Origin of the sequence: Flavobacterium caseinilyticum (assembly GCF_004349085.1) — a bacterium.
In the GTDB taxonomy this organism is placed as follows: Bacteria; Bacteroidota; Bacteroidia; order Flavobacteriales; family Flavobacteriaceae; genus Flavobacterium; species Flavobacterium caseinilyticum.
Map to the genome: position 1 here is coordinate 121,169 of NZ_SMFM01000009.1, position 21,221 is coordinate 142,389.

Consider the following 21,221-nt stretch of genomic DNA (forward strand, 5'->3'; position numbering starts at 1 on the left):
GTGGTTTAGTTAGCTTTGCCTAAAATTTAATTTATGCAAATGAAAACAATACACTTTTTTTTTTGGGTTATACCAATACTCTTGATCCTGTTATTCACATCTTGTGATGAAAATTATACTGAAATTCCTGCTGATGATGAAGTTTTAGATGGAACCGTTGAAGGGCTCTCCCATGAAGAGTTAGCACGTTTCTTAAAAGGTGATGCGGCATTCAATGAGGTTTTTACCCGTGAAACAGGACTTGGTCCTACCTTTGTTGCGTCAAGCTGTATCAGTTGTCATGCTGGCGACGGTAAAGGACACCCCTCTACCACACTTACCCGTTTTGGACAAATTGATGAAACAGGAAACTTGTTCCTAAACCAAGGTGGCCCACAATTACAAAATAGATCGCTACCCGGATTTTTACCCGAACAAATCCCATCTGGAGCTACTTTTGCTAAATTTACGCCACCAGCAAATACAGGTTTAGGATTTTTAGAATCTGTTACAGATGCAACTATCCTGGCAATGGCAGATCCTAATGACGTTAATGGCGATGGAATATCGGGTGTTCCAAACTGGATAGACATTCCTGACTTTGTAATCCCAACATCAAATGCTGTTTCACAAAACGGAAAATATATAGGCCGTTTTGGCAAAAAAGCCGCGGCTTTTGATTTATTGCACCAAACCGTAAATGCTTACAACCAAGACATCGGAATTACCTCTATATTCAATCCTATTGACGTTTATACTAATCTGGAAATTGATCCTGAAATTGCGACAAGTACCGTAAACGACGTTGTTTTTTACTTGCAAACATTAAAAGCACCAATTCAACGCAATCAAGGTGATGCAGTTGTTAAACAAGGAGCAACCATTTTTAACCAAATTAATTGCGCAAGCTGTCATAAATCTGAATTGAAAACAGGTTATTCACCTATTAAGGCCCTTTCAAATAAAACATTCGCTCCTTACACCGATTTGTTATTACACGATATGGGAAGCGGTTTAGACGATGGTTATACTGAAGGAAGCGCAAAAACTTACGAATGGAGAACACCACCACTATGGGGAATAGGGCTTTCTGAAGACGCACAAGGAGGGAACTATTTCTTAATGCACGATGGTAGAGCAAATAGTATTGAAAGTGCCATTTTAATGCATGGTGGCGAAGCAAACAACAGTAAAACAGGCTATCAAAATCTTTCACAATCAGACAGAGAGGCATTACTAAAATTTATAAAATCATTGTAATTATGAACAGAAAAGATTTTTTAAAAACATGTGGTTTTGGTTGTTTAGCAGGAATTTCAACTCTTACTTTATTACAAAGCTGCAGCACATCTAAAATTTTGGAAAAAGAGATAAAAGGTTCAGATATTCTAGTTCCATTGACTGATTTTGAAATCAAAAATAAGGGAATCATAGAATATAAAAAATACGTAATCATACAAAACGAAAAACTGACCCATCCTATTTGTGTTTATCGTTTTGACGCGAATAATTATAGCGCACTATTTATGCAATGCACTCATCAAGGAGCAGAACTGCAGGTTTTTGGAGATAAATTACAATGTCCGGCACATGGAAGTGAATTTAGCAACAAAGGAAGTTTAGAAAACGGCCCGGCTGATAGAAATTTACGAAATTTTCCGATCATAATAGATAACGGCACCCTTAAAATATCATTAAAATGAGACTAAAACTCCTATGCATAACATTTTTATTTTCTATAAATTTCTATTCACAAATCGACCCTGTTTTACTAAAAAGGACGTCTAAAGACAGTACAAAACAAGCTTTAAATATGGATGCTGTTTATAATCGTCCTTTTTTAAATATTGGAAAAACACCCATAGCCGTTGGAGGTTATCTGGAAGCTAATTGGCAACGCCTTTCCACCGATGGCGTTTCCGAAGGACATCAATTTCAAGCCAGACGATTAACCATTTTTATGTCATCGGCAATCAGCAAACGTGTGAAATTTTTAAGCGAGATCGAATTTGAAGAAGGTGGAAAGGAAATCGCTATAGAATTCGCCTCTGTGGATGTTGAATTTAATCCCTTGGTTAATTTTAGAGGAGGAATAATCATGAATCCTATTGGGGCTTTCAATCAGAATCATGATGGTCCAAAATGGGAATTTACCGACAGACCCATTTCAGCAACACAAATGTTACCGAGTACTTTTAGTAATGCTGGGGCTGGGCTTTTTGGAAAAAAATACTCGAAGAATTGGATGATTGGCTATGAAGCTTATTTCTCAGGAAGTTTTGATAACTCGATAATTGAAAACACAGAGAACAAAACTTTTCTGCCAGCTGCCAAAAACAATCCAGAACGTTTTGAAGAAATAAATAGCGGATTACCTTTATTTACTAGTAAAATCGCTATTCGAAACAGTAAAATTGGTGAATTAGGACTCTCCTATATGGGGGGCGTTTACAATAAATTTCAAGATGAAGGAATAATTTTAGACAAAAAACGACGTGTCGATATTTATGCATTAGACTTTAACACAACGCTTCCTAAAATTAAAACGTTTATAACTTCAGAATTGGCATGGGTTAAAGTAGATGTTCCGGAAACGTATGGCCAACAATTTGGCAATAAGCAATTTGGAGGATTTATCGATATCGTTCAACCTTTACTTACAAAAAATGTTTTAGGTTGGGAAAATGTTGTGTTAAACTTAGCTTGTCGACTGGAATATGTTGATTGGAACGTTGGAACCTTTAACGAAACTAGTGGGAATATTGCAGAAGATATTTGGAGCATCATGCCTGCGTTAAGTTTCCGTCCTACCTCACAGACTGTTTTTAGACTAAATTATCGCTTTCAGAAACAAACCGATATTTTAGGAAACCCACCGGCTACTACCGATGGATTTAGTGTTGGAGTTTCAACTTATTTTTAGGGATTTTTATAGACTAATTCTATCTATCGACAATTATAAATAATATAAACCAGAGGCTGTCCGAAAAGTAATTTTCGGACAGCCTCTGGTTGCTTAATTTAAGGATTAGTGCGTCCGAAACTTTATTGAAAAATTCCAAACAAAGATTAAAAGTCGATTGCGTGCTTATCTGTCCTGTGCTAACCATCAAATAGAGGTTAGTTTGGCTTCATCATCTTTTGTTAATTTTGGATATTTTGGGAATACCCAGTGACTGCATTGTACGCGCCGAACGCTGCACCTTTATAGTATTCATAAGTTGTGTGGGATAACTCATGGCATATCCAAAACACTATCTACCATATTTGTAAAACAAGTGGAAAGTTAATGTCCCCTCTTGTATAGTTTTTATTACCTGTTTATTAGGAACTAGCGCAGACAGTTTCAGTTTTTTCACTTCGTGGTCTGTTCTGTGAAATGTTCTATTAAGTTGGGTAATTTTAATAATTGTCCTTTTTCTGTGTTGACATACAGAAATATAAACAGGAATATTATTTCTACTTATGAGCTTTTTTTATACCATCATTAATCTAATTATTCCAAAAAAGTTTAATTTTAAACGCACAGTAAAGGAGGTAGAGGAGAGAGAGAATTCTATTCACGATGAGAAATAAAATCGATTTATTCAATTTTTTTTTTAACCGTTAGACTGAAATGAGTTAAAGGATATTTTGCGGTTTTACCATTCTTGCCCATATTCATAAAAATTTACTTTTCATTTATAGGCTGAAATCTAATAACTTTTTGTAATTTGTAGTACTTTTACTTTCTTTAGGAAGTTTTGCAAATTAATATTTTAAAGCTTACAATATGTTTAGAGAGTTACACTTATAGCATGAAATCAATTCTTCAGTTTCTGATAAGTTTAAATGCCAAATTGATAAGTTTTTCATACCGCCATAAAACAGAAAAAGATGCTTAAGCATCTTTTTTTGTGTTCGTTTTTAAAACAAAATCGTCATTAATCTTAGAACCATATTGTTTTTCAATCAATTTGAAAAATTCAGATAATTCAATTTTTTTGTAAAAGCAGATAATTGCCAGTGTTGATAAAGGTATTCGGTAGCCATCATCATTTTTAATCTTAGTTAGAACATGAGGATGTATTCCGAGTTCTTGACTTTGAGATAGATTTGATTTTTCATCTGAAATCCATTCTTTTTTAATGTAGTTACAAACAAATCTATCGAGCAAAAATATTTTTGCTTCATTACTTTTGTTGCTATTACTTTTATTATTAACCATTACGGCAAAAGAAAATATTTTTCATGAATTTTATTGGCACGATAGTGCTAGTTTTGAATAACTTTGTTATATTTGTAACATAATTAATATATTTGCGATTCTTCATATAAAATATTTGAAGCATTCGCTTAGAATCTCGTATCAGAAAATTGGCGTTTTATAACCACGAGATGATAAGTAAGATGCTCACGTCCCATGGCGTGGGCTCACTTATTTGTGGTTAAGGTATGCCAATGCCTCTGATGCAATAAGCTGAGTTCCATGCCATTTTTTATGCGCAAAAGTTACTCCCTTTTATTCTTAGCTAATCTTCTTTTTTACAGTATCGTAAATCAATCAATTAATTGAATTAGTTTGTTTGGAAACGCACTGCCTGAGTTGGGCTGCAACTGGCAACGGCAGTGTACTTTCCTAAATAAACAATATAAATTCAAAAGCCTTTGCATCCAAAAAAGAGTGCTCTCAAGATCTGTGGTAATAGCAATAGTGCAAATCGAAATAATAAATTGAAAAACAGCAAACAACAACGAAAAGATGAAATACTATAAAACTATAAAAGTTACTTTAATTCTAGCTTTCATTACGCTGATAATTTGTTGGCTTTATGGTTCCGATGCTTTTATATAAATAGCAATAACTAAGAAAAATAACTATTTATTTTCACATCACACAGCGTGCTTAGATGTAATAACACCTAATAATATTCAGATAACGCCTATGACTTAAAAAATAAAAATCTATGCCTTAGCGCTTTCGAGGCTAATCACAAAAAAAGGCCCTCTAACTCTTCTTGGCGGACGAATAGAGGACCAAAGCAAACTAAACCGAAGTCTCATTTAACCAATTCAAAAGTATGAAAAAAAAATCATTTTTGAAGTTTTGGACAACAACACAACTGTCCAAACTGTACTGCATCCTTTTCCTGTGCTTCTTTGCAGGATTAAATGCTCAAACACGATCTATTAAAGGCAAAATCACCGATGATACCAGCACAGTTCCTGGCGTAACCATAAAGGTTAACAATAAGCCAACAACAGCATTTTCTGATGAAAATGGAAATTACACAATACTAGCAGCTGAGAATGATGTTTTGGTTTTTTCCTATCTAGGCTATAAAACGATTCAAATTGTAGTTGCAGATCAAGCAACTATCAATGTAAAATTGACTGAAGATGCAACGACTTTAAAAGAAATCGTAATAAATGCCGGATATTATTCTATTAAAGAAAAAGAGCAAACCGGTAGCATTGCAAGAATGACTGCAAAAGACATCGACAAGCAACCTGTCACAAATGTATTAGCCGCAATGCAAGGAAGAATGGCAGGTGTCAATATCATTCAAGATGGGGGAACTCCCGGCGGTGGTTTCCAAATTAAAATTAGAGGTCGCAACAGCATTCGTCTTGATGGAAATGAGCCATTATACATTATTGATGGAGTTCCCTATTCAAACGAGTCTATAGGAAGTACGAACACTTCAACAGCATTACCAAGCCAAGCCAGCCCGCTCAACAGTATTAACCCCAATGATATAGAGAGCATAGAAGTATTAAAAGATGCCGATGCGACTGCAATTTACGGCTCAAGGGGAGCAAATGGTGTGGTATTAATTACCAGAAAAAAAGGAAAATCAGGCAAAACAAACATTTCAGTAACTGCCTCAACAGCCGTTGGTACAGCGACTAAATTTGTAGAGCTGATGAATACGCAGCAGTATTTGTCGATGCGTAAACAAGCATTTATCAATGATGGAATTCCAATCTCGGATACCGATTATGATGTAAATGGAGCTTGGGATCAAACTCGATATACCAATTGGCAAAAGGAATTATTAGGTGGTTCAGCAACAATCAATGACTTTAGAACCAGTATCTCTGGTGGTAGTGAAACAACGCAATTCTTGATTAGTGGGAATTACAGAACCGAGGGAACAGTCCTTCCGGGAGATTTCAGGTACATTAAAGGAGGGATTCTTAGCTCAATAAACCATACTTCTTTAGATAAGAGATTTAAAATCTCTTTTTCGGGAAATTATACGGCACAAGATAATCTACAAGCAGCGACAGATTTGACGTTAACAGCGCGTTATTTGGCACCAAACGCTCCCGCACTTTACGATTCAAATGGAAATCTGAATTGGGAAAATGATACCTTCGAAAATCCTTTGGCACCTCTAAAAAGTACCTACCGTGCGAACACCAATGACTTAGTAGCCAACAGCGTGTTGTCTTATGAACTACTTCCAGGGTTAGAAATAAAATCAAATTTTGGTTTTACCGATTTAAAAACCAAAGAAGTCAGAACGATACCATCCACGATTTACAATCCCGTTTACGAAGTTGGGAGTGACAATTCCTTACTATACTTAAACCATACCAGCAGACAATCATGGATTATTGAGCCACAAATAAGAGGTTTCAAAACTTTTGGAAACCACAAATTTGATGTACTACTGGGGATGACAAGCCAGCAACAACGCACAGAACGCCTATTCCAATCGGGTATTGGTTTTGCAAACAACAATCTGATTAATAACTTAGCATCTGCAATTACAAAAAACACAACCAATAGCGATATCTTTTTATACCGTTATCAAGCTTTTTTTGGTCGCGTTAATTACAGTTACAACGAAAAATACTTTTTAAACTTTACAGGTCGTCGGGATGGCTCCAGCCGATTTGGACCAGGCAAACAATATGCTAATTTTGGGGCTATTGGTGCTGCATGGATTTTTAGCAAAGAAAAATTCAATCCAGAAAACAGTAAAATGAGTTTTGGAAAACTCCGTTTTAGTTATGGAACTACAGGTAATGATCAAATTGGAGATTATCAGTTTTATGATACCTACGGAACAACTGGTACAAATTATCAGGGCATAATTGGGTTACAACCTACACGACTTTATAATGCCGATTTTGGATGGGAAACCAATCGTAAACTAGAATTAGCTTTAGAAACTGGTTTTTTTAAAGACAGAATTTTTAGCACGCTAGCGTTGTATAGGAATCGTTCTTCGGATCAATTGGTGGGTATTCCTATGCCAGCTACAACAGGTTTCTTGTCATTGAATGCGAATCTTGATGCTACCGTTGAAAATTCAGGTTTTGAATTTTCCGTAAGAACCCTAAATATTGATTCAAACTCTTTTAAATGGTCAACGAACTTCAATGTGGCCGTTGCAAAAAATAAACTACTTTCTTTTCCGAATCTTTCAGGTTCCACTTTTGCAAATCGGTATGTAATTGGACAATCAATTGATATTGTAAAATTATACCAAAGCAAAGGTGTTAATCCACAAACAGGATTATACGATTTTGTAGATTTAAATGGGGATGGAAGCATAACAGCAGGCGACAAGCAAATTAGCAAGGACTTATCTCCTAAATATTTTGGAGGCATCCAAAACCAATTGGACTATAAAAATTGGCAATTGGATTTTTTATTGCAGTTCGTAAAAAGAGACAATTACGATTACATTTCAAATGTTCCGGGAGGTGGTCAAGTAAACCAAAGCAACACTAGTGGTGATGCTTGGCAGCAAATTGGGGATCAAAGCAGTTCGCAACTGCACACTACGGGACTAAATGGTGCAGCGGTAAGCACGTATTACAGGTACATAGAAAGTGATGCTGTTATTACAGACGGCTCTTTTATCAGACTAAAAAATATTTCACTTTCCTATGATATTCCGTTACTAGCGACCACTAATGTAAAATGCAAACTTTTTATTCAAGGTCAAAACCTACTCACATTTACATCCTACAAAGCAGGTGATCCCGAGTTTAAATTCTCAGGATTCCTCCCTCCGCTAAAAGTGATCAGTGGCGGAATGACATTAAACTTTTAATCCTCAAAAAATAGTAATATGAAAAATTTACAATTTATAACGGTACAAACAAAGCCATTTCAGGTGTATCGCATTCTTTTAGTTTTGGCACTGATACTGTCTTCAAGTTCCTGTAGTGATTTTGTGGAGGTTCCATTGCCTAATTCTCAGCTTACAGGAACTACAGTGTTTGAAAGTGAATTGACAGCAAATGCAGCAATGGCACAAATCTATGCACAACTTCGTGACGGCGGCATCCTATCTGGATTACCTACTGGTGCATCTGTTAGAATGGGATTGTATGCGGATGAATTACAAGATTATACCAACTCTACAATTGCCCTACCTATTTACAACAATGCGCTTACGGCTGATAATGCTACTGTGGCGTCACTTTGGACTTCAAGCTATAGTCAAATATATAACGCAAATTCGGTTATTCAAGGTGTTGAAAATTCGACTGATTTACCTATTTCGGTTAAAAACAGAGTGTCGGGTGAAGCACTATTCGTTCGTGCTCTAGTACATTTTTATCTGTTACAAATTTATGGTAGCATCCCCTATATTACAGGAACCAATTATGAAATTAATAGAAAAGTTACTCGCAGTTCTGCTGATGAAGTCTATGCAGCAATCGCGAAGGATTTAGAAAGTGCCAGTACTAGATTGCCTGAAAATTATAGTTCTTCGGATCGTGCCAAACCCAATAAAATGGTGGCCAAAGCCATGCTGGCGAGAGTATATTTATACATGAATAAAAATACAGAAGCAGCAAATGAAGCAACTACTGTTATCAATAGTCCGATTTATGCTTGGGAAACGGATTTAAACAAGATTTTTCTAAGAAATAGTAAAACTACTATTTGGCAATTAGCATCAGCAACAGCGGTACGAAACAGTAATGAAGGTACAACTTTTATTTTCGTATCAGGACCGCCACCAGTTTGTGCGCTTCGTACCGATTTTATAAATGCATTTGAAACAGGCGACCAACGCAAAGTGAATTGGACAAAGTCAGTTAACACCGGACTAAATACTTGGTATCATCCCAATAAATACAAACTACGCACCGCAACAACAAGTTCGCAGGAATATTCTATTGTGTTGCGCTTAGCAGAACAATATTTAATTAGAGCCGAGGCAAGAGCAAAACTAGGCGATTTAACAGGCGCAAAAGAGGATTTAAATAAGATAAGAACGACCGCTGGTTTACCAATAATTACCTCAACTATTGCAACTGAAATTTTATCTGAAATTCAAAAACAACGAAGATTTGAATTTTTTACGGAACACGGCCATCGCTTTTTTGATTTAAAGCGCACTGGATCAGTCGATGAAGTACTATCTGTTTCAAAACCAGGCTGGAACAGTTCCGATATTTTGTGGCCTATCCCTGAGCTAGAATTGAATGCAAATCCAAATTTACAACCACAAAACACAGGTTATTAAAGTTATGAAACTATTTAAAAAAAATAGTACTACCGCTTTCAGTTATTCTTGTAAAAAAACAATTCTATCATTTTGCATAGTAATATCCTGCTCTATTTACGGGCAGGATCATTCCAAAAAGAATATTGCTGAAGTAGAGTATGAAAGGTGGGGCAAATTAGAAAACAGAGCTATTTCCCAAAAGGGAAACTGGATATCATTTGATATGCAGTACAGCAATGGTTCAGATACACTCTTTGTGAAACATACGCAGAAAAATATTGGATTTAGCTTTCCACTAGGAACACAGGGCAAATTTGGCGGTGAAATTGCATTTGGTGCCTTTCAAGGAGATAAAGTAATAGTAACCAACTTAGAAAGTAGTGAAAGTTATGTTATAGCGAATAGTGCTGCTTTTGAATTTGCAAATAGTGGGAAAATTATTGTGAGCTATTCCAATGATGGGCAATTAATCATGAGAACAATAAAAAACAAAGAAATCATCCGTGTTCCAAATGTAACGGAATACCAATTGGATCAGCCTAACAATATCCTGTTTTATCACACTAGCCATGAAGGGAAAAGTAATTTCGGAACAATAAATCTTAGGACAAACCAAAAAACAGAATATCACACAACGCAAAACAAATTATCTGGTCTGATATTAGCAGAATATGGAAAAGGTGTTTTTTGGCTCGAAGAGGGCATTAACGGGAAATACACAAAACTGAACTTCTACAAAACCCAAGATAACAGTATTCAAACCTTTGAACCAAAATCATTCTTAAATTTTCCAGAAAAGCATGAAATTGTTACCACAAAATCTTTCAAAATTTCAAGTGATGGTAAAAGGGTATTTTTTGGAATCGCAAAAGTCAAAGAAGAGACAACACCAAAAAAAGACGATGTCGAGGTTTGGGATACAGAAGATTTATGGATTTATCCAAAAGCAAGCAGGGAAAATTTAGAAGGGTATTCCACTTTATTGGTTTGGTTTATTGAAGAAAATCGCTGGAATAGGATTACAAGTAAAGAACTCCCTTTTGTACAGCTTAACGGCAGTAAATCAGTTGCATTACTTTACAATCCAACTGCATATGCACCTCATTTTAAGCGCTATGGTGAGGTTGACTATTTCTTGTACAATCTGGCTGATGGCACCAAAAAGTTATTTTTAGAAAAGCAACCTGGCGAAAATTACTTATTGTCTTTTTCCCCAAATGGAGCGTACATATGCTATTTTAAAGATAAAAATTGGTGGCTGTACAATATAAAAACACAATCTACGGTGTCAATTGTTCCACCTGCAGGTTCCGAATGGGTTTCAAATGATTTAAAGTACATAACAAGACCACATGTTTTTGGAATGAAAGGATGGAGTGATAATGGAGAATATCTTTTGGTACAAGATGAGTTTGATATTTTTAAATTTGATATAAAAACAAGTAAACTAAAACGGATTACAAGCGGACGAGAAAGCGGTACTCACTTCACTGTAGATGGTTCGAACATCAAGCAAATAGGAAATGATAATTACAACGGTTGGGCTCTTACTGAAATTAATGCGACTAATGATTTAATCGTCTCATCAAGAAATGCAACCACCAAAGCACAACAATTCAAATTAGTTTCGACATCCAATATTTTAATTCCAGTAGCTAACAATGATACAAAATCAGATGAATTGCGAAGAGCCAATAATGAAGTCTATGTCTATCGAGAACAATCACATAATCAGTCTCCAAGAATTGTATCTTTTAAAAATGGTGTAAATAAAGTTCTGTTTGAAAGCAATACCCATGATAAAAACTTTAATCAAGGAAAGGTAGAACTAATTTCATTTTCAAATTCAAAAGGAGACAAACTGCAAGGATTATTATATTATCCAGTAAATTATGAAGTAGGTAAAAAATATCCGATGATAATCAATGTGTACTCCCAAATCACTAACTCATTGCATGAATATTGCATTCCGACTTTATACAACGATACCGGTTTTAATGTGAAACATTTTGTGCAACAGAATTATTTTGTACTAATGCCTGATGTGAAATATTATGAAGGAGAAACCGGAAATAGTGCACTGGATTGTGTTGTTGCTGCAAACAATGCAGTTGCAAAAACTGGAATGATTGACACCAAGCATATTGGCTTAATAGGGCATTCTTTCGGAGGTTATGAAACAAATTACATTATTACAAAATCGAATATTTTCGCAGCGGCAGTATCGGGTGCAGCAATTTCAGACATGGTAAGTTGGTATTTTAGTAACTCAAAAAGTCTCAATATTCCAGAATTATGGAGAAGTGAATCGCAACAATGGAGAATAGGAAAATCTATTTATGAAGACAAAGAGTTGTACCTAAAAAATTCACCAATACTTTATGCAGATAATGTTACTACACCATTACTGTCTTGGGTGGGTAAAATGGAGACTAATTTACCCTACGAACAGAGTTTACTTTTTTATAATGCATTGAGGAGAGCCAAGAAAAAGAATGTATTATTAGTATACCCAAAAGACCAGCATGTAATTGTAATCAAGGAGAATAAAATGGACCTTACAAAACGAATTACCGATTGGTTTGACCAATATTTAAAGGAATAAAAAAATAAGTGCAGTTTGAATAAACTGCACTTATTCGTTAATCTACGGATTAACAGTTCTAAAAAGCGGCGTAGCACAGTTCGTTTCACTATCTTTATCGTATACTTGTGAAGAACCACTCATACAAAAAGCATTTCCAGTAACATCGCAATCTACGTTTACCAGTTTACAACTGGAAGGGAGTGGTGAATGGATATAACCATTAATAATTGCAGTAGCCGTTTGGCTTTCTGTAGCCGTACTAGTGGTTACAGCAGCAGCACTAGCCAATGAGAATGCTACCATTGGAAGCACCATCAATTTTAAAAAATCTGTTTTCATAATAAAAAAATTAATAATTATTATTTCGATCTACTCTTTTCTACAGGTTTTCGATCTTACCCCTGATACTGGCCAGTATATCTTTAATTTTATTTTTTTAGTTGCGTTAAAATTGGGGCTCCAAAAGTATATTTTACAATTTGATGTCCTACTATTGCATACAAGGCCTTTTCAGTTATCAATAAATCACTCATTTTCATTTTATTTTCGTGGTAGATGTAGAAACTGAATAGATAGATTTTTTTCGTAATATCATAAACATCAATTATAGAAGCATAGTTCCAATTTTTTTTACTTTCATAACGACCACGAAGCCCTGATTGATTAAACAAAAGTTGATCAAAGGCAGCACTTCTTAAATTAACAGTATAAGGCGGAGCTGCAAGTTTACTATCCCCTGATTTTTTGACTCTGACTACTTTTAATTTAGCTTTGGTAGTGGTATCAATAGTCGTAACGCGATGGACAAGTTGTAAAGCTGTATCGGCTACAATAAATTGATTTCGATAAAAATACGTGTAAACGATTTTCTTTAAACCCTCACTGTAAGTCAGGGTTCCGTCCGTGTCAAAAATACCGTCTATTTGTTTTTGCAATAAGTGCTTTTGCTTTCTAATTTTTAAAGAATCATCTAAAGCTATGGTACCCAATATATTTTCGTAAGTACCTAATTGTTGCCCTCTAAATACACAAAGAGTAGAATCAATTGGTTGTAATGTAGTAAAGTAAGGTTTTTTGGTAACCCAAATGGTAGCTTTCCAATCTGAAACTAAACCCCGATAAATGATAGGAATAGAACCATCATAAAGAAAAAAATGAGCACCCACAATTTTTGTTTTAACGGCTCTAAAAGGTAAAGTATCCGGAATAAGTTGAATAGAATATTGTTTTTTATGTTGCAATGTGCTGTTAAACTCAATGATAGTTAATGGAGAAATGGTGTTTCCTAAATAGATCTTTCCTTTAGAGTGGCCGGCAAAGTAAAATCCATAATTATTTAAATTTTTTGTTAGAGTTCTTGATACAACGTTAGGAGTAAATCGACGAATAAATGGATTTTGCTTCTGCATAGTATCCTCTGATGATAGAAATAAAAAAACAACGAAAAGCACACTTGATACTACTATTAATAACAGTGAGATAATCCCTTTTTTATCATATTGATGAAGCAACAGACTGCAACTACCTATGAAAATGAAAAAAAGGTTGAAAATCAAGTGTTCAGTCCATCCTAACTTTTCTAAAATTCCACCACAAGAGCATGGAATAAACGAACTAAAATTCAAAATCAAAATAATATATGTAGTAAAAACAGTCATTAAGCCCACTGATAAATAAAGGGCCTTTATTCGACTTACTCGCAGAGATAAAGCAACTACTAGTCCCAATTCCGCAAAAATTACAAGAAACGAGATAGAAGCAGCATAAGCACTTAAAAGTGGAGACTGGCCTAATTGTGTTTGAAAGTTTTCAAAATCAATTAGTTTACTGATCGCAGCATAAGTAAATAAAACGATATACAGGAAGCACACCATTTCTAAAAATACATTTTGTAATTTAATATTCAGTTTCATATTGCTTTATATTTAAAAGCAAAATTCTGAATTATAAAATAACAACACTTGTCTTTTTGGGAGTAAGAGATATCTAAAAGGGATAAATTTAATCCTCGTCTACCAAAATAAAATCAACTTCATTTCGCTTTAATTCGTTCGGAGAAAAACCAAATTGTTTTTTAAAAGATTTTGAGAAATTGGGATAATTATTAAAACCATTCATGACAGAAATGTTTTTTAACGGTATTCCAGTATGTTCAATCATAAAGAAAGCTCTTTTGAGTCGCTCTTGATTATAAAACTGATAAATACTAGTCTTAAAAAAATGGCGAAAACCATCTTTTAATTTATGTTCATTAGTACCAAATTTAGAAGAAAGTACCTTTAAGGAGGGAAGGGGTTCTTCAAGGTGTGCTAAAATATAATCATAAAGTTTTTGAATCAATAATGCATCTGCCTTTCGAGTTTTATTATGTTTCTCGTTTTCATTCCCATACAGTAAAGGACTATAAGTATCTTGACGTGCAGGAGTAACCAGATTTATTATAATTTCCGAACGATTAACCAACCTTACAATGTTACTGGCAATCGAAATAGGTAAATGTTCTTTAGGTGTAAAATCTAATGTAATAGTTATAGGCAAAGTACTATTTGCATCAAGTACTTCTTGAAGTTGTTCAAAAGAAACTGTAGTAATAATGTCCGCCAAAGATAGGTTTATCAACTCAGATTCGGAATGACCCAAAAAGGAAGTAACTTCAGGAGTAAAGCTCTTGATTAAAAAAGAGAAATCTAAAACAAATGTACTTAGAGCTGTAACTTGAAAGGTCTTATGTGTATTAATGTAACCAATTTGAAAAACCGACTCCTTCATTTCTTCCGCTACCATATTAATTAAAACAACTATCGTTTCCAATTCTTCATCATTTGAACTTAAAGGAATGCGAGTGTTGAAATTGCCACGTGCCATCTCAAATAACATTTGATGAATTGTAACAATACGCTCTTCGTTGTATGTTTTATTCATAAGATTCAACTTTTAATTCTTTTTTCTTAAATTAAACGCTAAACAAACCCTTTTAGATAAATTAAAGCGTCATCTTCTTTCGTGAAAATTTGAGTAGGTACAGAGGGCTTACTAATCTCTACATAAAAAGTACTAATAATCAAGGAAAGTTTTTCATGTACAATAAGTGCTACTGCTTGCGTCAAAATAGAGCCCGACTGTGCTAAATGATCTCTTCCAGCTTTCTCAGTAGCAACAACACCTCTAATATCACATAAAATAGGATAAGTGCATTCGTTTTGAAAATGAATTCTATCGGTTACAACGCACTGGGCTACTCTTAAATCAATAGTAGTGTTAGGTTTGTATTCAAAAAAGAGAATGCCCCCAGAGATCCAAAACCTGGCAAAATCATTCTCATAAAAATCATGTGCTGCAATCATGTTTTATGGATTTAATTTTTCTAATTTAACAAAAATATAAACATCTATTAATAAGTCACTTGCCAATTTGGGATTATTTGTTGCAATTTGGATGTTTTAGTTGTCAATTCGGGACTTTGACTTGTTATATTGGGAGTATTGAGGTATTAGATGAAATAACTTTCAATTTTTATGATGAATTTTAGATATCTAATTTTTAAAACAACCTAAACAATTTAAAAATGGCAAAAATTAAGCACAATAATTTCATAGACACAGTCGATGAGGTTTTATCAGGAGCAAAAAAAGAAGGAGTACTACATCTCTATGCTGAAGACAAAATATTGACAGGTAGAACAATCAAAATTAAAGGAAAAGAAATGTTTCATTTTGGTACAACTGGCTACTTGGGACTCGAACAAGACATTCGGTTGAAACAGGCTGCAATAGCAGCCATAAACAATTATGGTACACAATTCCCACTTTCTAAGTCATATATTTCACATCCGCTTTACAGTGAACTAGAGCAAAAAATAGAATTAATGTATGGCATACCACCAATTATAACAAAGAACAGTACATTAGGACATTTAGCTGTTATTCCGACATTGTTAAGAGATGAAGATGCCGTAATAATGGATCATCAAGTACATTGGAGTGTACAAAATGCGTGTCAGCTTTTAAAGCTACGGGGAATTCCAGTAGAAATGATCAGACATAGCAATTTGGATATGTTAGAAGATAAAATCAAACAATTAATTACCAAATGCAATAAAATCTGGTATATGGCTGATGGAGTATATTCCATGTTTGGTGATTATGCACCTATCCCAGAATTATTGGCTTTAACTCAAAAATATCCTCAGCTTAATCTCTATTTTGACGATGTTCATGGTATGAGTTGGCGAGGTAAAAATGGAACTGGTTTTATTTTTGATGCAATAAAAGAACTTCCCGAAAATTGTATTGTGGTGAGTACACTAAGCAAAACTTTTGGAGCCAGTGGTGCGACGGTATTTTGCAGGAATCAGAAACTAAGAGATAAAATCAAAAATTTTGGCGGACCATTAACCTTTTCCGCTCAGTTAGAACCTGCATCTGTAGCAGCAGCAATCGCTTCGGCAGACATTCATTTATCTCCTGAAATAGAATTGAAACAAAAAGTGCTAGCGGATAAAATCGATTATTTTAACCAGTTATTATCAAACGGAAACCTCCCCATAATTTCAAAAAATGATTCGCCAGTGTTCTTTTTGGGTATGGGTACGCCTGCAACAGCTTATAAGTTTGTGCATCGCCTATTTGAAGAAGGATTTTTTCTGAACTTGGGAATTTATCCAGCAGTTCCAATAAAGAATACAGGAATCAGAATAACATTATCGAGCCACAATAAGCTAGAAGATATTACAGCCTTAGCTGATGCAATGGAATACCATTTTCCCAAAGCTTTGGAAGAAACAAATAGTAGTGAAATCAAAATCAGACGGGCTTTTGGAATGGACAATAAAAAAGCAGAAAATATTTCACAATCAAAAGAGCAGGAGCTTTTTATCGAAGAAAAAAATACCATTCAAGATATTGAAAAATCAGCATGGAATCAATACATGGGAAAACAAAATATTTTCGATTGGGATGGAATTGTTTATTTAGAAAAAACATTTAGTCAGCATCCAGACCCGACTAACCAATGGGATTTTTACTATTATATCATTAAAGACAACAAAGGTATCATAGTATTAATGACCTTTGTTACCTACGGTCTTTGGAAAGACGACATGCTGGCTACTGAGTCGGTTTCTATCCATTTGGAAGAAATAAGAAAGACTAATCCTTTATACCTCACCTCAAGAGTATTGGGTATGGGCTCTCTATTTACCGAAGGAGAACACTGCTTTATCAATCAGGAACATCCTTTGGCAGAAAAAGCATTGAAACTATTATTGGATAAGCTAGAAGAAAAATTCAATGACTTAAATGCAGACATGTTAGTTTTAAGAGATTTCGAAAAAGACAACAGCTACAACAAAATAATAGTAGATCAAGGTTATTTCAAAATAGACATGCCGGAATCCTGTGTAATTGAAAATCAAGTTTGGCATTCACACGAAGAGTTTACAAAAACATTATCGTTGCGTTCCCGTAAACATTTCAATAAAGAGATAGAACCTTATGAGAAGTACTATGATGTTGTAATAAAAGATAAATTGAGCAAATCAGAAATAGGAAGAGCATATCAACTCTACAACAATGTAAAAGACAATAATTGCGCTATCAATACATTCCGATACACCCAAGAAATTTTCGAAAACATGAATGAAAGTCCCAACTGGGAATTTATAGTATTAGCCCTGAAAGTAGAGCCTGAAAATCCATTTGTAGGAGTTATGTTTTGCTACAAAAATGACAATCATACCTATGTACCGGAATTAATAGGTATGGATTATAAATGGGCGAAAGAATACCAACTGTACAGGCAATTGTTATTTCAAACCATAAAAAGAGCTAATGATTTGCAACTTCAAAAGATAGATTTTGGAGTGTCAGCCTCATTTGAAAAAAGAAAATTAGGAGCTAGGATAATTCCAAAAGTAGCCTATGTTCAGACAAGAGATAATTACGCAATGGAACTTATGAATACTTTGCAAAATGATTACAAATCAATTGCAAAATGACGATAGATATTGACAACTAATATTTAAAAAGATGTTTGAAAAAGCGATCGAATCATTTAATGCTGTCTGCAATGAAATTTTAGAGGCAAACGATACAATGCAAAATAAGGCTTGTAATGGAATTGTATTGTGTAATAAAACATTAACGAACTTAAAAGAGATAGTTGATAAAAATGATTTCAACACCGTTCCGGAGGAGATCGATTTTTTCAAAAATATCAAACCCGTTCCTATGAGTTTATTGATCTATTTTACAGAAGTGCGTTCCTGCGAGCTAAGAATGCCAAAAGCGGGTAACACTTATAAAGTCGAATTCCTCCAAAAAGAATTGCGGAAAATTAATAAGTTCTTTTACAGAAATGCCGATTTTGTGCATTATATGGAACAAGGATACAGTTATCTGGATCATCAATTCTTTACTCGAAACCATCGCGATAATTTTCCCTTTACACCTATGACTGATTATTACCAATTTCCGGAATTTTCAACATCGCAAGACATGCTCTGGGCAAAAGTAAAGGCGATGTATCGATTTATTCATTACATCCGACAAGCACTAAAAAGACTAAAAGTGGATGATTCTGATATTTTTGAAGAAAAAAAGCATAAAGTATTGGTATGGACAGGGCCAAAAACAGCTTTGACAGAATTAATCTACGCCTTGTTTTCTAATGGAACAATCAATCATGGTGCGGCAGATATTAATATGATAACGACATCATTTGAAGATTTTTTCAACATCAAACTAGATAACATTTATAAAACCTATACTGAAATTAAAGCACGTAAAAGCAGTAAGACAAAATTTCTGGAGGAATTAACGCTAAACCTACAGCAAAAAATGTATAGAGAAGACCAAGAATAAAGCCTTAACCACTATGCCCACAAGCAGTAAATCCTGATTTTAAAAGGATATACTGCTTTTTTTTATGCCAGAATCAATCAAAGAACAATTATCAGAAAAATTAAGGTTTTTACTTTTTTCATACTACGAAAGCCATGGGGATAAAATCCAATAAAAGCTGCTGAATTTTATAAAAACATACTAAACAGTACTAATCTAAAAACAGAAATCATGGTTTCACTCATTTTTCATGAGAAGATCACTCAAATAATTGGAGCCTAAAAAGAGAATATTTTAAATCGAATAAGAAATCATCATTTTATGGAGAATTATTTTCCAGTAAAACCAAGGCTTTAAGAATTTTAAATGTTAAAATTTTTCAGTACTACGAAAGCCATTGGGATAAAATCCAACAAAAGCAACTGAATTTTGTAAAAGCATTTTAAACAGTACCTCTATCTGGAAGAATTGCTACATACTGCGTATTGAACCTAAATTTTTGATTATGAATATCGACAGAATAGAATTTATGGCTTGGATGGAGCGAATAATGGAGCGATTTGACATCCTTATGGAATTGGCAAGTGGGACTAAAAATCAACATGCGATTATTGATGGAGAAGAGCTGTTGGACAATCAGGATATTTTACAAATACTGAAGATAAGCCCACGATCCTTGCAGCGTTACCGCTCTTCCGGTAAGTTACCCTATTATACTATTAGTGGAAAAATTTATTATAAGCTCTCAGATGTGCACCAGTTCATCAGAGAAAGCTTTACCTCTCCCTTGTCCAAAGCAAAAGTCAACGGCTGACAAATGATGTCAATTAAAGCCAACCAAAGAGAAACAGTGGCAGCTTCTTTACTTTCGGCATAGAAATAGAAAATATTCAGATTATGAGCGAACAAACTTTAGATACACCAAAATCTCCCGAACAATTATCTGAGATATTATTGGTACTGGATAAAGAGAAAAAGAAAATTCAGGCTGTAAAGGGCATTGATAAAAATGGCAAGCTGGAAACCGTTGAACCTATAAAGAAAAACCAGAACCAGTTTATGCGGGTGGATAAGAATGGCGATTTATTTTCTAACTTTTTTTCTAATTTTTTCAGCCAATTAAAGGATCCTACTCGTTTTTCCTTTTTCAAAGTTACTGAACCTGTCGCTATTGATATGGCAAATGAAATGAAACAACAGATGGATAGACCAACTCCCGAAGTAGAACAGCTGATGAAGCAACACGAAGTGAAAGCAGAACCTGATAAAAATAATAATAAACAAGAAAATAGAAATAGTATGGAAACAACACAGACAACATCGGAAACAGGTGGATACCGTTACAAACCAGAACAGATTGACTGGGAAACAATGAACAATCTAGGATTGAATAAAGAAAAACTTGAAAAGATGAACCTCCTTGATCCTTTATTGAGAGGTTTTAAAACCAATGAGCTTGTACCAGTAAGCCTTAATCTCGGCACTGCCGTTACTCGGATGGATGCACGACTGTCTTTACAACAAAATGATGAAGGAGCGGTTGTGGTTGCTATTCATGGTATCCGCAAAGAACCTAATCTGAATTTTGCTTTTTTCGGTCATGAGTTCAGTAAGGAAGATAAAGAGAACCTGCTCCAAACAGGCAATATGGGGCGTGTGGTCAATCTGATCAATCCTAAAACTAATGAGACCATTCTCTCTATTGTCAGCGTGGATAGGCTGACTAATGAGCTTATTGCTCTGCGAACAGACAAAATCAAAATCCCTGATGAGATCAAAGGCGTGAAACTGGATGATGTACAAAAGCAAACCCTTATGGAGGGTAAGCCGCTTCATATAGAGGGTATGACTTCCAAAAAAGGAACTTCGTTTGATGCAGAGGTACAATTCAATGCCGACAAACGTTTTGTAGAGTTCTTGTTTGACAGGAATAATACCAATAAGCAGGTACAAGGTAATGAGAAAAAACAATCGCTGGAAACTCCGAAAACTTTTAGAGGTAAAGAACTGGATAATGAGCAGTATCAAAAGTTCAAAGACGGTCAGACTGTCTATGTTAGTGGATTGGTGGATAAGAAAGGTAAAGAATACAATGGTTACATCACTTTCAACAAGGGGACAAACAAAACAGATTTTTCTTTTCAAAACCCGAACAAAATCAAAGAAGAGGCAAAACCTACCGAAGCTCATAAAACACAGACGGCAGTCAATTCTGAAGGGAAAACTAATGAAGCGACCAAGAATATCAAAGAGCCTTTAAAATCAGGACAAAAAAATCCCGACAGCAAGGAACAGCTGGAGGAACAAGAAGCAGCCAAAGCACCGGCCAAATCTAAAGGCATAAAAAGGTAA

15 protein-coding genes are annotated in these 21,221 nt (G+C 34.7%); 10 read left to right on the forward strand and 5 right to left on the reverse strand.

Annotated elements, in window-relative coordinates:
* Positions 1 to 39 precede the first annotated feature (39 nt).
* Genes E0F89_RS15270 through E0F89_RS15280 form a run of 3 tightly spaced genes read left to right on the forward strand, consistent with a single transcriptional unit; the run spans position 40 to position 2,902 of the window.
* Positions 40 to 1,239, forward strand: a complete 1,200-nt coding sequence (locus E0F89_RS15270) for a di-heme oxidoredictase family protein (protein WP_131910603.1) — start codon at positions 40 to 42, stop codon at positions 1,237 to 1,239.
* Positions 1,240 to 1,241: 2 nt separating this feature from the next.
* Complete coding sequence (locus E0F89_RS15275) at positions 1,242 to 1,682, forward strand: QcrA and Rieske domain-containing protein (protein ID WP_086455349.1); 441 nt, start codon at positions 1,242 to 1,244, stop codon at positions 1,680 to 1,682.
* Positions 1,679 to 2,902 (forward strand): hypothetical protein, encoded by a 1,224-nt coding sequence (locus E0F89_RS15280; protein WP_086455350.1) that lies wholly within the window; start codon positions 1,679 to 1,681, stop codon positions 2,900 to 2,902. Before E0F89_RS15275 ends, E0F89_RS15280 begins: the two co-directional genes overlap by 4 nt.
* A gap of 957 nt (positions 2,903 to 3,859) precedes the next feature.
* Here the strand turns inward: E0F89_RS15280 and E0F89_RS15285 are convergent.
* Positions 3,860 to 4,135, reverse strand: a complete 276-nt coding sequence (locus E0F89_RS15285; protein ID WP_165930051.1) for a helix-turn-helix domain-containing protein — start codon at positions 4,133 to 4,135, stop codon at positions 3,860 to 3,862.
* A gap of 904 nt (positions 4,136 to 5,039) precedes the next feature.
* Here E0F89_RS15285 and E0F89_RS15290 point away from each other — a divergent pair.
* From E0F89_RS15290 to E0F89_RS15300, 3 genes are read left to right on the forward strand one after another with little or no spacing between them, the layout of a single operon-like run.
* Positions 5,040 to 8,033: a SusC/RagA family TonB-linked outer membrane protein gene (locus E0F89_RS15290; RefSeq protein WP_131910604.1), complete on the forward strand. Its 2,994-nt coding sequence runs from the start codon at positions 5,040 to 5,042 to the stop codon at positions 8,031 to 8,033.
* A gap of 18 nt (positions 8,034 to 8,051) precedes the next feature.
* Complete coding sequence (locus tag E0F89_RS15295) at positions 8,052 to 9,461, forward strand: RagB/SusD family nutrient uptake outer membrane protein (RefSeq protein ID WP_131910605.1); 1,410 nt, start codon at positions 8,052 to 8,054, stop codon at positions 9,459 to 9,461.
* Between the two features lie 4 nt (positions 9,462 to 9,465).
* Positions 9,466 to 12,048, forward strand: coding sequence for a S9 family peptidase (locus E0F89_RS15300; protein ID WP_165930052.1), 2,583 nt, complete (start codon positions 9,466 to 9,468; stop codon positions 12,046 to 12,048).
* A gap of 42 nt (positions 12,049 to 12,090) precedes the next feature.
* On the opposite strand, the gene E0F89_RS15305 is transcribed toward E0F89_RS15300, so the two are convergent.
* From E0F89_RS15305 to E0F89_RS15320, 4 genes are all read right to left on the reverse strand, one after another.
* Positions 12,091 to 12,369 carry a DUF6520 family protein gene (locus E0F89_RS15305; protein ID WP_131910607.1) on the reverse strand — a complete coding sequence of 93 codons (279 nt, stop codon included), beginning with the start codon at positions 12,367 to 12,369 and terminating at the stop codon, positions 12,091 to 12,093.
* Between the two features lie 89 nt (positions 12,370 to 12,458).
* Positions 12,459 to 13,943: a MauE/DoxX family redox-associated membrane protein gene (locus E0F89_RS15310; RefSeq protein ID WP_131910608.1), complete on the reverse strand. Its 1,485-nt coding sequence runs from the start codon at positions 13,941 to 13,943 to the stop codon at positions 12,459 to 12,461.
* 88 nt (positions 13,944 to 14,031) lie between these two features.
* A complete protein-coding gene (locus E0F89_RS15315) occupies positions 14,032 to 14,952 on the reverse strand; it encodes an AraC family transcriptional regulator (RefSeq protein WP_131910609.1) in 921 nt (306 codons plus the stop codon).
* A 38-nt stretch (positions 14,953 to 14,990) separates the two neighbouring features.
* Positions 14,991 to 15,374 carry a DUF7793 family protein gene (locus E0F89_RS15320; protein ID WP_131910610.1) on the reverse strand — a complete coding sequence of 128 codons (384 nt, stop codon included), beginning with the start codon at positions 15,372 to 15,374 and terminating at the stop codon, positions 14,991 to 14,993.
* Positions 15,375 to 15,595: 221 nt separating this feature from the next.
* Between E0F89_RS15320 and E0F89_RS15325 the strand changes: the two genes are divergently transcribed.
* The 4 genes from E0F89_RS15325 to E0F89_RS15340 all read left to right on the forward strand — a co-directional run bounded on the left by E0F89_RS15325 (position 15,596) and on the right by E0F89_RS15340 (position 21,221).
* On the forward strand, positions 15,596 to 18,025 hold the full coding sequence (locus E0F89_RS15325; protein WP_131910611.1) for an aminotransferase class I/II-fold pyridoxal phosphate-dependent enzyme: 2,430 nt from the start codon (positions 15,596 to 15,598) through the stop codon (positions 18,023 to 18,025).
* Between the two features lie 31 nt (positions 18,026 to 18,056).
* A complete protein-coding gene (locus tag E0F89_RS15330) occupies positions 18,057 to 18,890 on the forward strand; it encodes an RteC domain-containing protein (protein ID WP_113667154.1) in 834 nt (277 codons plus the stop codon).
* 484 nt (positions 18,891 to 19,374) lie between these two features.
* A complete protein-coding gene (locus E0F89_RS15335) occupies positions 19,375 to 19,683 on the forward strand; it encodes a helix-turn-helix domain-containing protein (RefSeq protein WP_086452585.1) in 309 nt (102 codons plus the stop codon).
* A gap of 83 nt (positions 19,684 to 19,766) precedes the next feature.
* Positions 19,767 to 21,221, forward strand: coding sequence for a DUF3945 domain-containing protein (locus E0F89_RS15340; RefSeq protein WP_131910612.1), 1,455 nt, complete (start codon positions 19,767 to 19,769; stop codon positions 21,219 to 21,221).

Bases quoted from the DNA above. Each gene is read 5' to 3' on its own strand.
- E0F89_RS15270 (WP_131910603.1), top strand. From the start codon at position 40: ATGAAAACAATACACTTTTTTTTTTGGGTTATACCAATACTCTTGATC.
- E0F89_RS15275 (WP_086455349.1), top strand. From the start codon at position 1,242: ATGAACAGAAAAGATTTTTTAAAAACATGTGGTTTTGGTTGTTTAGCA.
- E0F89_RS15280 (WP_086455350.1), top strand. From the start codon at position 1,679: ATGAGACTAAAACTCCTATGCATAACATTTTTATTTTCTATAAATTTC.
- E0F89_RS15290 (WP_131910604.1), top strand. From the start codon at position 5,040: ATGAAAAAAAAATCATTTTTGAAGTTTTGGACAACAACACAACTGTCC.
- E0F89_RS15295 (WP_131910605.1), top strand. From the start codon at position 8,052: ATGAAAAATTTACAATTTATAACGGTACAAACAAAGCCATTTCAGGTG.
- E0F89_RS15300 (WP_165930052.1), top strand. From the start codon at position 9,466: ATGAAACTATTTAAAAAAAATAGTACTACCGCTTTCAGTTATTCTTGT.
- E0F89_RS15305 (WP_131910607.1), bottom strand. From the start codon at position 12,369: ATGAAAACAGATTTTTTAAAATTGATGGTGCTTCCAATGGTAGCATTC.
- E0F89_RS15310 (WP_131910608.1), bottom strand. From the start codon at position 13,943: ATGAAACTGAATATTAAATTACAAAATGTATTTTTAGAAATGGTGTGC.
- E0F89_RS15315 (WP_131910609.1), bottom strand. From the start codon at position 14,952: ATGAATAAAACATACAACGAAGAGCGTATTGTTACAATTCATCAAATG.
- E0F89_RS15320 (WP_131910610.1), bottom strand. From the start codon at position 15,374: ATGATTGCAGCACATGATTTTTATGAGAATGATTTTGCCAGGTTTTGG.
- E0F89_RS15325 (WP_131910611.1), top strand. From the start codon at position 15,596: ATGGCAAAAATTAAGCACAATAATTTCATAGACACAGTCGATGAGGTT.
- E0F89_RS15330 (WP_113667154.1), top strand. From the start codon at position 18,057: ATGTTTGAAAAAGCGATCGAATCATTTAATGCTGTCTGCAATGAAATT.
- E0F89_RS15335 (WP_086452585.1), top strand. From the start codon at position 19,375: ATGAATATCGACAGAATAGAATTTATGGCTTGGATGGAGCGAATAATG.
- E0F89_RS15340 (WP_131910612.1), top strand. From the start codon at position 19,767: ATGAGCGAACAAACTTTAGATACACCAAAATCTCCCGAACAATTATCT.